The following is a 12,514-nucleotide window of genomic DNA, read 5'->3' on the forward strand; positions in this document are numbered from 1 at the left end:
CGAGGCCGGACGGGCCGATTCAGAAGATCAAGGGCACGCTGTCCCACCACGCGTAGAGGGCTGCGGCGTCGGTGTCCATCACCGATACCGCGAGCAGCTGGTCGGGGTAGGTCCACGACATGCTGTAGGAGTCCTCGAACCACCCGCAGGTGAGTTCTCCGACCGTCGCGCCGCGGTACGACCAGGGACCCGTCCAGGTCCCGGCCGCCTTGCACCTGCTGCCGTCCGGTGTCCCGTAGAGGTCGACCTCACCGGCCATCCAGTCGTCGAGGTCGGACTGCGACTCGAAGGAATACACGTAGGGCACGAGGGAGTCGCTCGTCGTGGTGTCGCACTTGACGGCGGCGAGGGGCTGCGGCTCCGTGGTGTCGTACTTGGAGCAGTTGGCCAGCGAACCCTGGCCCGAGGCGATCAGGGACGTCAGTTTCTCGACGGTCGACGGTGGAGCCGTGGTCTTCGTGCCGTTGTCGGACGTGTCCGACGGGTCGGAGGTGCCCGTGTCCGTCGGCTTGGCCGTGGTGGCTGTGGACACGGCCACGGTTCCGGACGACGAGGGCCCAGAGGCATCGTCGGAGCGGGCGACCAACACCGGGACCAGCGGCCCGGCAACCGCCGCGACCAGGCCGATCACGGCGATCAACAGCCCCGTCCTGGCATGGCTGTTCGTGCTCGGTGTCGCGTTCCGTCCGGACGCGGAGTCATCACTCATCGAGGTCCCCCTCCTCGGAGCAAGCCCTGCGAAGGGCTGAGTCAGGGATAGCACAACGAAGGTGATCGATATACGGATTTTTTCCATGTTGCGTACGAGTGCGAACAGTCGTCGCAAAGAGGGCGCAGAGGGAAAACAGTGCAGCCTCGGGCTCACGTGCCCGACTCGGCGGGAGGGGACGGCGGGACGCCTCAGCCCTCCGCCAGCTCCGCCACCCCCGTCACCCGGTGCAGCGGATACGTGCGCACCTCGTCCGCCGTGTGGTCGTACGCCGTGACGAAGCCGCCCTCGACGCGGATGGGGGCGATGACGCGCTGGCTGGCGGAGCCCTCGGCGTTGACGTAGCCGATCCAGAGGGTGGTGCCGGTGAGGACGGCGGCCTGCATGGTGGCGAGGGTCTCGGCGGAGCCGGTGCGGGGGAGTTCGCCGGTCGGTGAGGGGGTCGTCTTGAGGGGTGTCGTGGAGGCGCGGTCGCCCGCCCTGATCGCGCGGATCGCCGCCGACAGGAGGGTCGTGTCGGGGGTCGGCGGGCCGTCCGGTACCGGTTCCGGAGCCGTGCGGGGCGGGGTGCGGTGGGCATGGGCGCGGGTGATGACGACATCGCCGTCCGCGGACTCGGCGGCCGGCGCGAAGCCCATCGCGCGCAGCCCGTCCAGGAGCGCCGCCGGATCCGCCTGCGCGGCCAGCACAGTGGGCGCCAGGCGGCGCAGCCGCAGGCCCGCCGAGCGTTTGTCCGCGAGGATCTCGCTGAGCACCGCGTCGTCGTCGCAGCGCACATACGCCGAGGCCGCGCCGATCCGCAGATGGCCGTGTCTGCGTGCCACGTCGTCGATCAGATAGGCGAGGGGCTGCGGAACGGGCGTACGGGAGTGCGCGGTGAGGAAGTCGTGCAGATCGGAGGCCGAGCGGCCGGCGTCCAGGGCGCGGCGCACCGAGCCGGGAGTGAAGCGGTACACCGTCGCCCCGCCCTTCGACTCCACGTCGGCGAGCACGTCCAGCACATCGGCCAGCGGCCGTTCCAACGGGCCCGGCGCCACCGCCGTCAGATCCGCCTGCAGCAGGACGTGGTCCAACGGCTCGGGCAGCAGCGGAGCGAGCAGCCGAGCGGCGGCGGCACTCGCCACGGCCTGCTCGGCGGGGGAGAGGGGTTCGGGGAGCGTGGGCGCGCGGTGGTGGACGGGCAGCTTGTCACCGGCATCGGAAGGGGTGTCCTTGGCGGCCGAGCCCTTCGCTGTTGCAGCAGCGCTCCCGGGAGCCGTCCCCTTCGCCGCCCCCAGCAACGCCCGCCCCTGCCCCGACAGGGCCCCCCGCCCCGTCACCCCCAGCAACTCCGCCTCGTCCAGCGCCCAGCGGGCCAGGCGGCTGCGCAGGTCGTCCTCGGACTGCGGCGCCGCACTCCCCGTCCCACGCGGCGGCCGTTCCCACCGCAGCCGGGCCAGCAGAGACTCCGTGGACGGCGAGGTGCCCTCCGGAAGCGCGGCGAGCAGCGTGAGCACCCGGTGCCGTACCTCCGGGGCGGCCGAGCGGTCCAGGCCGGGGCCCAGCGCCGACAGCGTGCGTTCCTTCGCGTCCCGCCCGCCGACCAGCCCGGACGTCCGGGTCGCCGTCAGCCAGGTCTCCGCGAGGTGCGCCCACCGCTGCGCGGCCGGCTGTTGCAGCCACTCGTCGTAGGCCGGGGTCGCCGCATACCGTTCGTCCGCCTCGCCGTCGGACGCCAACAGGCCCGCCGCATAGGCGAGTTCCACCCAGAACGCGGCGACCGGCTCCGCCAGGTCCAGCGCGACGGCGGTCCGCTTCAGGTCGCGGATGCTGAGACCACCGGCCCGCAGCACCGTCGGCCCGCCCTCGTCCCAGTCCTTCAGCAGCTCCTCGACCGTAGCCAGCGCCGTGTACGCCTGCCCGGCCGCCGCCGCGTCCACAACCTGTGGACGGTGCGTCGCCTTCGCCTCCACGGGCGGCGCCACCGGCTCCGTCTCCCGGTGCGCCCGCCCGGCCCGCAGATGCAGCGCCACCTCACGCGGCAGTACGACCGTCCCGGGCGCCGTCGGCAGCAGCAGCCCCCGGTCGATGAGCCAGCGCAGCCGGGCCGCCGGATCGGCCGTCACCTGCCCGTACGGCGGCCCCCAGACCAGCCGGTTCAGCACCTCCAGGGACTCCTCGGGCGCACCGGCCAGCAGCGTCTTCATCCGCCGCCGGGACGTGAACAGCTTGGTGAGCGCGGCCACCGCCGACACCGGGTCGTGCGTGGAGGGCAGGCCCGCCGCCGTCACGAGCTCCTGGATCCGGCCCGGCGACATGCCCGCCGTGGCCTCCGCGACCGTAGGACCGAGCCCGGTCGGCGACGGATGCTGCGGCGCCGGCGCCAGCAGCTCGCGGGCCGTCCGCACCAGCCGCAGCCGGTCGTCCGCTCCCCACACCAGCGCCTGCTCGCGCAGCGCCGCGACGGCGCGCGGCAGCGCGTTCACCACCGCCGGATCACGCGCGTCCCCCGCCATCAGCCCGAGCAGCTCGTCGTACGGTGCCGGGTCCGCGGCCACGGCCAGCGCCTGCGCCGTCTGCAACGTGAAACGGTCCAGCCGCTCCAGCGCCCGCACCACTGAAGCGCGCGTTCCGGCCCTGGTCGCGAGTTGGGTGAGATCGGTGGGCACGGGCGTGATGAGGTCGGGGCGGCTGCGCAGCAGCGCGGCCAGGGAGACGTCGTCCCTGGTTCGGAGTGCCTCCGCGAGCGAACGGGGCGGCGTGGCCGGAGTGCTCATCCGACCCACGGTAGCGGGTGGGTGTGACCGCGGGGGAGCGCGCGGGACGTGAGGTTCCCGGCACCGGGCCCGCTGGCGGTAACGTCTGTCACCACGGGGTATCCAACGCACCCGCCCCGGAGGGGACTTCGTGGGTATCGAGAGCGACCAGGTCGTCTACGAGTATCTGAGCCGCGTCGGTGACGTAGCGCAGCAACGCCAGCTGCCCTCGGTCACCCGCATGCGGCTGGTGTCGGAGCTGCGCAACGAGATCGACCGGCAGCGCGCCGGAGCCACCGCCGACACCCCCGCCGCCGTCCAGCGCATCCTCAAGGGCCTCGGCTCCCCGGACGAGGTCGTCGCCGCGGCCGGCACCGGCGCCGGCGTCCCCCGGGCACCGTCCGCCTCCGTCCCCGTACAGCGCGACCACGAGGACGATCTACGGCCCAAGGGCCTGCGCCGGGTCGTACCGCGCCCGCGCCCCGCCAAGGCCGCGCCCGCCCCGGAACCCGACGCCGCTGCCCCGCCACATCTCGCGAGCGCGGCCGAACTCGGCGACAGCGTGCTGCAGCCCGACTGGTGGCGGACGGAGGGCAACGGCTTCGCGCTCGGCGACAGTGTGCCCGGGTTCACCGGCGGGGTGGAGATCCCGGAACTGCTCAAGCCCCCGCCGCCGAAAGAGCTCCCGAAGACGCTCCAGAAGGAACAGAAGGAACCGGAGCCGGTGGCCGCACCGGTCGTCGAGCAGGCACCGGAAGCCCCCGCCCGCCGGCGCCGGGTGGTCCCCCGTCTCCCCACCGGAGGCTGGTCCAACCCCCTCCTCCTGATCGCCGCCGCGCTGCTCGTCGTGGGCGCCGTACTCGGCAACTGGTTCGCGCTGCTGCTGGGTTGGCTCATCGCCTACGCCTCCAAGCGGCTGACCGACGCCGAGACGAAGGCGGCGGTGATCGGTCTGCCGACGGCGGCCGTCGCGGCCGGGATCGTCTGGCTGTGGGGCCGCAACGACGGCCGCTGGGGCACCCCCATCGCACAGGGCCACATGAACGACGCGATCTCCGAGACCTGGCCGTGGGTGGTGCGCGGCGCGGCCGTGGCGTCGGCACTGTTCCTGGTGTGGCGGTCGCAACGGCAGCGGTAGGGCGATCGAGGGGCCCGGTGGGATCGTGGTGGCGACTGGGCACAATGGCCCATATGACTTCTTACTCCTCGCCCGCTCCGACCGTCGGCTTCGACCTCGACATGACCCTCATCGACTCCCGGCCCGGTATCCACGCCTGCTATCTGGCGCTGGCGGAGCGGACGGGGACGTACATCGACGCCGATCTGGCGATCACCCGGCTCGGGCCGCCGCTCGCCGACGAGTTGATCAACTGGTTCCCGGCGGACGAGGTGCCCGCCATGTCCGACCTGTACCGCGAGATGTACCCGTCGATCGCCATCGCCGCGACCCCCGCGATGCCCGGCGCCCGCGAGGCGATAGCGGCCGTACGCGAGGCCGGCGGGCGGGCGGTCGTCGTCACCGCGAAGTACGAGCCCAACGCGAAGCTGCACCTCGCGCATCTCGGCATCGACGCCGACGCCGTGATCGGCGACCTGTGGGCCGAGCGGAAGGCGGAGGCGCTGCGCGAGGAGGGCGCGAGCGTCTACGTCGGCGACCACGTCGGTGACGTACGCGGAGCCCGCGGCGCCGAGGCGCTGTCGGTCGCGGTCGCGACCGGGCCGTGTGATGCGGAGGAGTTGCGGACGGCCGGTGCGGATGTCGTGCTCGGCGATCTCACCGAGTTCCCGCGATGGCTTTCGGACTACCTCGTGACGCGCGCCTGACGCCGTCCGGCGGCGACGGACTGGAGTACGCCGGCGGCCGCGAGCAGAAATCCGACGCCCATGAGCATGCTCAAGAGGTACATGTACGTCGGAAAAGGCGTCGTGTGGAGCAGCAGCGGTACCACGGTGACGAGTGTGGCCACCGCACCGACGAAGAAGACGATGGCACCGGCACGGATCAGTCGGTCACCGGCCACGGCGGAATTCGTTTGGGTTTTGTCACGCACTCGACCAGGGTAGTTCCCTGCGCACAGGAACAGTCCGGCGACGTCTTGTCACCGGCCTGAAGACCATTAGCCTTGGTACCGGCAGTTCCCCAGCGTTTTCCGAGCAGTTTTCCGACGAGTACGAGGACGAGGACAGACGTGCCCACCGGCAAGGTCAAGTGGTTCAACAGTGAGAAGGGCTTCGGCTTTCTCTCCCGCGACGACGGCGGCGACGTCTTCGTCCATTCCTCGGTACTGCCCGCCGGAGTTGACGCCCTGAAGCCCGGACAGCGCGTGGAGTTCGGGGTCGTCGCCGGTCAGCGCGGCGACCAGGCACTCTCGGTGACGCTGCTCGACCCGACCCCCTCGGTCGCGGCGGCCCAGCGCAAGAAGCCGGACGAACTGGCCTCCATCGTCCAGGATTTGACGACCCTCCTCGAAAACATCACCCCGATGCTGGAGAAGGGCCGCTACCCCGACAAGGCCTCCGGCGGCAAGATCGCGGGCCTGCTCCGCGCGGTGGCGGACCAGTTGGACGTATAGCCGCTACACCGTCTGTTCTACGGGAATTCGAGCGCGTTCGGCCCGAGGGGCGGCACCAGCCCCTCGGCCGCCGCACGCGTCAACAGGCCCCGGACCGAGGCGGCTCCTCCTTCTGCCGTCCTTGCGCCGCTGCGCGCGCTGCGGACGGCTGTGCCGGGCTCTGTCCGGCGGCCGGTGGCGGGGAGTTCAGGGAAATGAGAGCGCGTCGGGACCGAGGGCGGGTACTAGCCCTTCCGCCGCCGCACGCGTCAACAGGCCCCGGACCGCGGCATATCCGTCCTCGCCGAGGTCGGCGGTGAACTCGTTGACGTAGAGGCCGATGTGCTGGTCGGCGACGGACGGGTCCATCTCCTGGGCGTGGGCCATGACGTACGGGCGGGAGGCCTCGGGGTCGTCCCAGGCGGCGCGCACGGACGTCCGGATCGAGTCGGCGAGCAGGTTCAACTGCTCGGCGCCCAGGGACCGTTTGGCGATGATCGCGCCCAGCGGGATCGGCAGCCCGGTGGTCGCCTCCCAGTGCTCGCCCATGTCCGCGAGCTTGTGCAGCCCGTAGTTCTGGTACGTGAAGCGCGCCTCGTGGATGACGAGCCCCGCGTCGACCTTGCCGTCCCGCACGGCCGGCATGATCTCGTGGAACGGCATGACGACGATCTCGCCCACCCCTCCCGGGACCGTGTCCGCCGCCCAGAGCCGGAACAGCAGATACGCGGTCGACCGCTCGCTCGGCACGGCGACCGTACGACCCGTCAGGTCCACGCCGGCGTCCCGGGTGAGGACCAGCGGCCCGCACCCCCGCCCCAGCGCGCCCCCGCAGGGCAGCAGCGCGTACTCGTCGAGAACGTACGGCAGCACGGCGTACGACACCTTCAGCACGTCCAACTCACCGCGCTCGGCCATGCCGTTGGTGATGTCGATGTCCGCGAAGGTCACGTCGAGCCCGGGCGCGCCCGGCACCCGGCCGTGCGCGAGGGCGTCGAAGACGAAGGTGTCGTTCGGGCAGGGGGAGTACGCGATCTGCAAAGTCTCAGCGGTCATGACTGTTCCCAACTCTCCAGTACGGGCGCGCACTTCCCGAATCCCTCGGTCAGGGCGGCGAGCGCGTCGCCGATGCGCCAGGCGGCGCGGTCGCGCGGGCCGACGGGGTTGGAGACCGCGCGCAGTTCCAGGACGGGGACGCCGTGGACGGTGGCCGCCTCGGCCACGCCGAAGCCCTCCATCGCCTCCGCGAGGGCCCGGGGGTGGCGGGCACGGAGCTCCGCGGCGCGGGCGGCCGTACCGGTCACGGTGGACACGGTCAGTACGGTCCCGGGGCGGGCGCCGCTCGCGGTCGCCAGCGCTCGTACGAGTGCGGCCGGCGGACGGTGGGTGACGGTGCCGAAGCCGAGTTCGGTGACCGGGAGGAACCCGTCGGGGGTCTCCGCGCCCAGGTCGGCGACGGTGATCTCGTCGGCGACCACCAGGGAGCCGACGGGCGCCCCGGGCTGGAAACCGCCGCCGATCCCGGCGGAGACGACGAGGTCGTACGGCGTACGGGCGAGGGCGGTCGCGGTGCCGGCGGCAGCGGCGGCCGGGCCCACCCCCACGGCGATGACGTTCCAGGTGGGGCCGGTCAACGCCCGTGCCACCGCGTCCCGTTCGGCCGGGACGGCGGTGGCGACGAGGACGCGTGGGGACGACGTGGTCAGGAGTCCTTCTTGAACTTGAAGGACCAGATGCCCTTGACCGTCTTGTCGCCCTCCTTGATGGAGACGACGGTGGAGTTGCCGGTCGCGCCGTACTGGGTGTTGAAGAACACGCTGCCCGGGATCGTCCGGTAGGTCTTCTTGCTGGAGTCGGTCAGCGGCTGACCGTTCATCAGGATCGTCCAGCCGTTGTCGGCGATCTTCGGGTCGACACCGAAGCGCACGGTCTCGTCCGGGTCGACCGAGATCGACGTGGAGGCCTTCAGGCACTTCGCCAGCTCCGCGGTCTTCACCGCGTCGCCGTCGTTGTAGCAGGTGGCCTCCGTGTGGACCGAGTTCCTCCCGACGGTGATCGTCGAGATCGGCGTCGGCTTGTCGCACGCCGACAGGACGAGCAGTCCGGCGGAAACGGCGCCGGCGGCGGCGACGGCGCGGCGGCGTCGCACAGCGGATTGCATGGTCATGGGGCGAAGGCTATCGGGCCCGTCCAGTACTCCCCCCACGTGGGGTACGGCGTGCCGGACCTGGCACCAAGGGTTAGGCCACTCGCGGGCGCCCGCCCGCTGCGGTGCCGGGTGGTGCGGGTGGGCGGTTTGCGGGTGCCCGGTGTGGTGGCGGGTGGCGTGGACCGGCGACTCGGGGCGTCTGCCGCGGTGCCGGGTGTCGCGTGGCGGGGGCCGGGCGTCTCGCGGATGTCACGGTGTCGCCATGGCGGGTGGTGTGGGTCAGCGGCTTGCGGGTGTCCGGTGCCGTGGCGGGTGGTGCGGGTCGGTGGTTTGCGGCTGCGCGGTGCGGTGCCGGGTGGCGGGGTCAGATGGCTCGCGGGTGTCCGGTGCCGTGGCGAGTTGTGTGGGTCGGTGGTTTGCGTGCCGGGTGGCGGGGCCAGGCGGCTCACGGATGTCCGGTGTCGCCGAGGCGGGTGGTGCGGGTCGGGCGACGTGCGGGCGTCGGCCGTCACTGTGCCGGGGTGGGCGGGCGAGGCGGGGCCGCGGGCGTTCGCCGTTGTGCCGACGGTGGTGCGGGTCGGGCGACGCGTGGGCGTCGGCCGTCGCTGTGCCGGGGTGGGCGGGCCAGGCGGGGCGCGGGCGTTCGTCGTCGTGCCGACGGTGGTGCGGGTCGGGCGACGTGCGGGCGCCGGCCGTCGCCGTGCCAGTGCTGCCGGTCAGGCGACCCGCGGGCGTCCGCCGGTCCCGTGCCGGGCCGAGGCGAGCAGCCCGCGCAGGGTGGTCAGCCAGCCCAGGGCGATGACTCCGGCGGCCAGGGTGAAGCCGAGGGCGCCGTTCAGCGGCATCACGATGCCGATCGCGCCGCCCAGCACCCAGGCCATCTGGAGCATCGTCTCCGAGCGCGCGAACGCCGACGTACGCACCAGTTCGGGCACGTCCCGCTGGATCAGCGCGTCCAGGGACAGCTTGGCCAGCGCCTGGCAGAACCCGGCGGTGGCCGCGAGACAGGCCACCAGGGCCGCGCCGAAGAAGATCGCCGCCGTGATCGCCGCGCCCAGCACGACCGCCATCACCGTCACGATGATGATCTCCGGCGCCCGCTGCCGCAGCCAGGACCCGACCGCCGTACCGAGCGCGTTGCCGACGCCCGCCGAGACGGCGACTATGCCCAGCGACACGGCCGCGCTCTGCCCGGTCATCGGATGCTCGCGCAGCAGGAACGCGAGGAAGAAGGTCAGGAAGCCGGAGAGCCAGCGCAGCGCCGCGTTGGCGCCGAGCGCGTGGGTGACGGCGATGCCGACCGTGCGCAGCCCCGGCCGCTTGACCTCCTTGGGATGCGGGCCGTGCAGATGGTTCTCGTCGGCGGCGAGCAGCGCCGTGTCCTCGCCCTTGGCGGAGTCGACCTTGGGGTCCAGGAAGAAACACAGGACCGTACCCGCGACGAAGATCACGAAGGCGCCGTAGAGCGGCCAGGGATCGCCGATGGCGTGCAGGCCGCCCGCGATCGGCGCGGCGACGCCGGTGGCGAGGAGCCCGGCGAGGGTGACTCTGGAATTCGCCTTCACCAGCGAGATGCGGGGTGGCAGCAGCCGGGGCACCACGGCGCTTCTGACGACGCCGTACGCCTTCGAGGCCACCAGGGCGCCCAGGGCGGCCGGATACAGCTCCAGGCTGCCGCTGGCGACCGCGCCGGAGATGATCAGCGCGAGGAGGGCGCGGGCCAGCATCGCGGCGGCCATCGCGGCGCGGCGCCCGTGCGGAAGCTTGTCGAGAAGGGGCCCGATCACCGGCGCGAGAACGGTGAAGGGCGCCATGGTGATCGCGAGATACAGGGCCACTCGCCCCCGCGCCTCGTCGGTAGGGACGGAGAAGAAAACCGTGGACGCGAGGGCGACAGTGATCATGACATCGCCGGCGCCGTTCACCGCGTGCAGCTCGATCAGCCGGCCGAGGCCCGACTCGCCCGCGCCGTGCGCGTGGGTCGCCTTGCGGATGCCCCGGGCGGTGCCGGTGACGGGGAAGTGCAGGGCACGACCCATCGCGCGGACGGAACCGCCGACCCGGCCCGAACCGCCACCTCGGATGTTCCCCTTGGCTCCACCGACACCGGTGGCACCTTGGGGCGACCTCGCGGCTGCCACCCCGTCATAGTGCCCCGAGAACGGTGCGAGTAGTGCCGTTACCGCACGTATGGCGGCCTGTGGGGGTGGATTCAGTGCCGTTGCACAGGTCTTGGGACGAGGGCCGCACGGGCATCCACAGGCATCCGCAGGTGTCTGGCAGGTCTCTGTTTGATCGCCGCGCACCGCCCAAGGGGCCGTCGGTGTGGGCGCATGGCCCGGGAGCAGGTAGCGTGCGTAGCGCGCCGTGGCGATTGTTCTCGGCCGCGCGCCTCTCGGCCATCCCGCAGAATGGATGGTGTAGGCGCGCCCGAGCGCGATCGGGCGCGGACGTCGACGCGGCCCCTCACCAGTGCCCCCAAGGGCCTGGTACATGTCTTTCAGCCGCTCCGTCCGCTCCCTTCGCCGCAACAGGCGCACCCGTGAGACGGCGTAGGAGAGAAGCGATACCTGTGAGCGCAGCGACCACGCGAAGCCGCACCCCCGACCGCCTGTGCGCCGAGGCCGTCGACCTCGCCCGCGCCGCAGCCGAGGAGGCCGCCGCGCCCGGCGTGGTCGGCGAACACGCGGGCTTCGAATCCGAGGGCGACCGTGTGGTCACGCACTTCTTCGAGTGCAAGGAGTTCGGCTACCGCGGCTGGCGCTGGGCGGTGACGGTCGCGAGGGCGTCCCGCGCGAAGCTGGTGACGCTGGACGAGGTCGTCCTGCTCCCCGGCCCCGACTCCCTCCTGGCCCCCGAATGGGTCCCGTGGAGCGAACGCCTGCGCCCCGGCGACATGGGCCCCGGCGACCTGCTCCCCACGGACGCCGAGGACCTGCGCCTGGAGCCCGGCTACACCGGCGAGGACGAGCCCCCGCCGAACTCGGCCGTCTCCGAGGAGATGGCCGAGTTGGTCGAGGCGGAGGACGCGGAGGTGACGGCAGGCGCACCCTCTGCGCTGCCCGTCGCACCGACCCGGGGCTCGATCGCGGCGGTGGCCGAAGAACTCGGCATCCGCCGAGCCCGAGTCCTCTCCCGCTACGGCCTGCACGTCGCCGCCGACCGCTGGGAGGACGGCTACGGCCCCAAGACCCCCATGGCCCAGGCGGCCCCCGCGGCCTGCGTCAGCTGCGGCTTCCTGGTCGCCATCGGCGGCTCCCTGGGCCAGGCGTTCGGAGTCTGCGCGAACGAATTCTCCCCGGCCGACGGCCACGTGGTCTCCCTCTCCTACGGCTGCGGCGGCCACTCGGAAGCAGCCATCATGCCCAAACCGCCCCAGCCCCCCGCCCCGGTCATCGACGAGACGATGGTCGACCCGTTCCCCCTCCGCCCGTCGGCGGACTCGGGCTCGGTACCGGTGGGCGTGGACGAGGATTCGGCGGAACTGGGGCATTCGTAGGGGTCGGACTCGCGCCCGCTCGCCCCCCGTGCTTGGCTCGCCCGATGAATCTTCTGCTGACGGCGAGCGGGCTGCGCAACGACACCTTGCGGGAAGCGCTCAGGGACATGCTGGGCAAGCCGTTCGGGGAGGCGAACGTCGTGTTCGTGCCCACGGCGTCCCTAGCCGAACCCGGGGACCACACATGGCTGGTCGAGGACATGAACCGGCTGCACGGCCTCGGCTGGCGGGAGTTCGACATCCTGGAGCTCAACGGCCTGCCCCCGCGACTGGTGCTCGACCGCCTGCTCCACGCCGACGTCATCTACGCCGAGGGCGGCAACCACTACCACCTCGCCCGCAGCATCACCGGCAACAACCTGACCGACGGCTTCCTGGAGGCGTTGGAGAGCCGGGTCTACGTAGGCGTGAGCGCCGGCTCGATGATCTTCAGCCGCAACCTCACCGAGCACTCCGCCGACGTCATCGGGGACACCGCCGACCTCCACCTCCTCGGCGCGACGACCGTCGAGCCGCCGTTCGCCCTCTTCGACTGGTACCTCAAGCCCCACCTCTACTCGCCGGACTTCCCCGAGCGCGACGACCCCTGGGCCGACCGCATCACCGAACGCGCGGACTTCCCGATCTACTTCATCGACGACCACACGGCCGTCCGCGTCCGGGACGACGAGGTGGATGTCGTCACCGAAGGCCGCTGGCGCTACCACCCGTAACCCAACAACGGCTGCGGAGCCACGCCCCCGCAGCCGCCGACGAAACGGGAGCGGGTCGTGGCGGTACGGCGCAGCCCGCCGCCGAGCCGGTCCCAACGCCGCCCATTTGGCAACCCACAGAGGGTCGCAACCCGCGGCGGGCTCGCCGTACCGCCAC

The 12,514-nt window shown here is 72.3% G+C and carries 12 protein-coding genes and 1 pseudogene; 5 read left to right on the plus strand and 8 right to left on the minus strand.

Annotated features, from left to right (window positions below):
- Positions 1–19 precede the first annotated feature (19 nt).
- Both SSP08S_RS36075 and SSP08S_RS36080 read right to left on the minus strand, forming a co-directional pair.
- Positions 20–709: a hypothetical protein gene (locus tag SSP08S_RS36075; RefSeq protein WP_026179130.1), complete on the minus strand. Its 690-nt coding sequence runs from the start codon at positions 707–709 to the stop codon at positions 20–22.
- A gap of 191 nt (positions 710–900) precedes the next feature.
- Positions 901–3,465, minus strand: a complete 2,565-nt coding sequence (locus SSP08S_RS36080) for a helicase C-terminal domain-containing protein (protein WP_019072510.1) — start codon at positions 3,463–3,465, stop codon at positions 901–903.
- A 130-nt stretch (positions 3,466–3,595) separates the two neighbouring features.
- Here SSP08S_RS36080 and SSP08S_RS36085 point away from each other — a divergent pair, with 130 nt between their 5' ends.
- Positions 3,596–4,582 (plus strand): hypothetical protein, encoded by a 987-nt coding sequence (locus tag SSP08S_RS36085; RefSeq protein ID WP_019072511.1) that lies wholly within the window; start codon positions 3,596–3,598, stop codon positions 4,580–4,582.
- A gap of 44 nt (positions 4,583–4,626) precedes the next feature.
- Complete coding sequence (locus tag SSP08S_RS36090) at positions 4,627–5,268, plus strand: HAD family hydrolase (RefSeq protein WP_026179131.1); 642 nt, start codon at positions 4,627–4,629, stop codon at positions 5,266–5,268.
- Here the strand turns inward: SSP08S_RS36090 and SSP08S_RS36095 are convergent.
- On the minus strand, positions 5,247–5,495 hold the full coding sequence (locus SSP08S_RS36095; protein WP_026179132.1) for an SUR7/PalI family protein: 249 nt from the start codon (positions 5,493–5,495) through the stop codon (positions 5,247–5,249). The two genes, SSP08S_RS36090 and SSP08S_RS36095, sit on opposite strands and share 22 nt — an antisense overlap.
- Before the next feature lie 138 nt (positions 5,496–5,633).
- Here SSP08S_RS36095 and SSP08S_RS64295 point away from each other — a divergent pair, with 138 nt between their 5' ends.
- Positions 5,634–6,017 carry a cold-shock protein gene (locus SSP08S_RS64295; protein WP_019072514.1) on the plus strand — a complete coding sequence of 128 codons (384 nt, stop codon included), beginning with the start codon at positions 5,634–5,636 and terminating at the stop codon, positions 6,015–6,017.
- 17 nt (positions 6,018–6,034) lie between these two features.
- Here SSP08S_RS64295 and SSP08S_RS63770 read toward each other — a convergent pair.
- The 5 genes and pseudogenes from SSP08S_RS63770 to SSP08S_RS36120 all read right to left on the minus strand — a co-directional run.
- Positions 6,035–6,130: pseudogene (locus SSP08S_RS63770) on the minus strand (1,4-dihydroxy-6-naphthoate synthase); the annotation flags it as partial.
- Between the two features lie 73 nt (positions 6,131–6,203).
- On the minus strand, positions 6,204–7,052 hold the full coding sequence (locus SSP08S_RS36105) for a 1,4-dihydroxy-6-naphtoate synthase (protein ID WP_019072515.1): 849 nt from the start codon (positions 7,050–7,052) through the stop codon (positions 6,204–6,206).
- Positions 7,049–7,729: a futalosine hydrolase gene (locus SSP08S_RS36110; protein WP_078532630.1), complete on the minus strand. Its 681-nt coding sequence runs from the start codon at positions 7,727–7,729 to the stop codon at positions 7,049–7,051. The genes SSP08S_RS36105 and SSP08S_RS36110 overlap by 4 nt, the downstream gene beginning before the upstream one ends.
- Positions 7,699–8,163: a hypothetical protein gene (locus tag SSP08S_RS36115; protein ID WP_019072517.1), complete on the minus strand. Its 465-nt coding sequence runs from the start codon at positions 8,161–8,163 to the stop codon at positions 7,699–7,701. Before SSP08S_RS36115 ends, SSP08S_RS36110 begins: the two co-directional genes overlap by 31 nt.
- A 698-nt stretch (positions 8,164–8,861) precedes the next feature.
- A complete protein-coding gene (locus SSP08S_RS36120) occupies positions 8,862–10,286 on the minus strand; it encodes an MFS transporter (RefSeq protein ID WP_026179134.1) in 1,425 nt (474 codons plus the stop codon).
- Positions 10,287–10,717: 431 nt separating this feature from the next.
- Between SSP08S_RS36120 and SSP08S_RS36125 the strand changes: the two genes are divergently transcribed.
- A complete protein-coding gene (locus SSP08S_RS36125; protein WP_019072519.1) occupies positions 10,718–11,644 on the plus strand; it encodes a DUF3027 domain-containing protein in 927 nt (308 codons plus the stop codon).
- Positions 11,645–11,688: 44 nt separating this feature from the next.
- Positions 11,689–12,357 (plus strand): Type 1 glutamine amidotransferase-like domain-containing protein, encoded by a 669-nt coding sequence (locus SSP08S_RS36130; RefSeq protein WP_019072520.1) that lies wholly within the window; start codon positions 11,689–11,691, stop codon positions 12,355–12,357.
- Positions 12,358–12,514 lie beyond the last annotated feature (157 nt).

The organism is Streptomyces hokutonensis (assembly GCF_000376565.1).
Taxonomy (GTDB): domain Bacteria; phylum Actinomycetota; class Actinomycetes; order Streptomycetales; family Streptomycetaceae; genus Streptomyces; species Streptomyces hokutonensis.

Excerpts from the sequence above, each read along its gene's own strand:
- SSP08S_RS36090 (WP_026179131.1), top strand. The coding sequence starts at position 4,627 with ATGGCCCATATGACTTCTTACTCCTCGCCCGCTCCGACCGTCGGCTTC.
- SSP08S_RS36115 (WP_019072517.1), bottom strand. The coding sequence starts at position 8,163 with ATGACCATGCAATCCGCTGTGCGACGCCGCCGCGCCGTCGCCGCCGCC.
- SSP08S_RS36105 (WP_019072515.1), bottom strand. The coding sequence starts at position 7,052 with ATGACCGCTGAGACTTTGCAGATCGCGTACTCCCCCTGCCCGAACGAC.
- SSP08S_RS36080 (WP_019072510.1), bottom strand. The coding sequence starts at position 3,465 with ATGAGCACTCCGGCCACGCCGCCCCGTTCGCTCGCGGAGGCACTCCGA.
- SSP08S_RS36130 (WP_019072520.1), top strand. The coding sequence starts at position 11,689 with ATGAATCTTCTGCTGACGGCGAGCGGGCTGCGCAACGACACCTTGCGG.
- SSP08S_RS36075 (WP_026179130.1), bottom strand. The coding sequence starts at position 709 with ATGAGTGATGACTCCGCGTCCGGACGGAACGCGACACCGAGCACGAAC.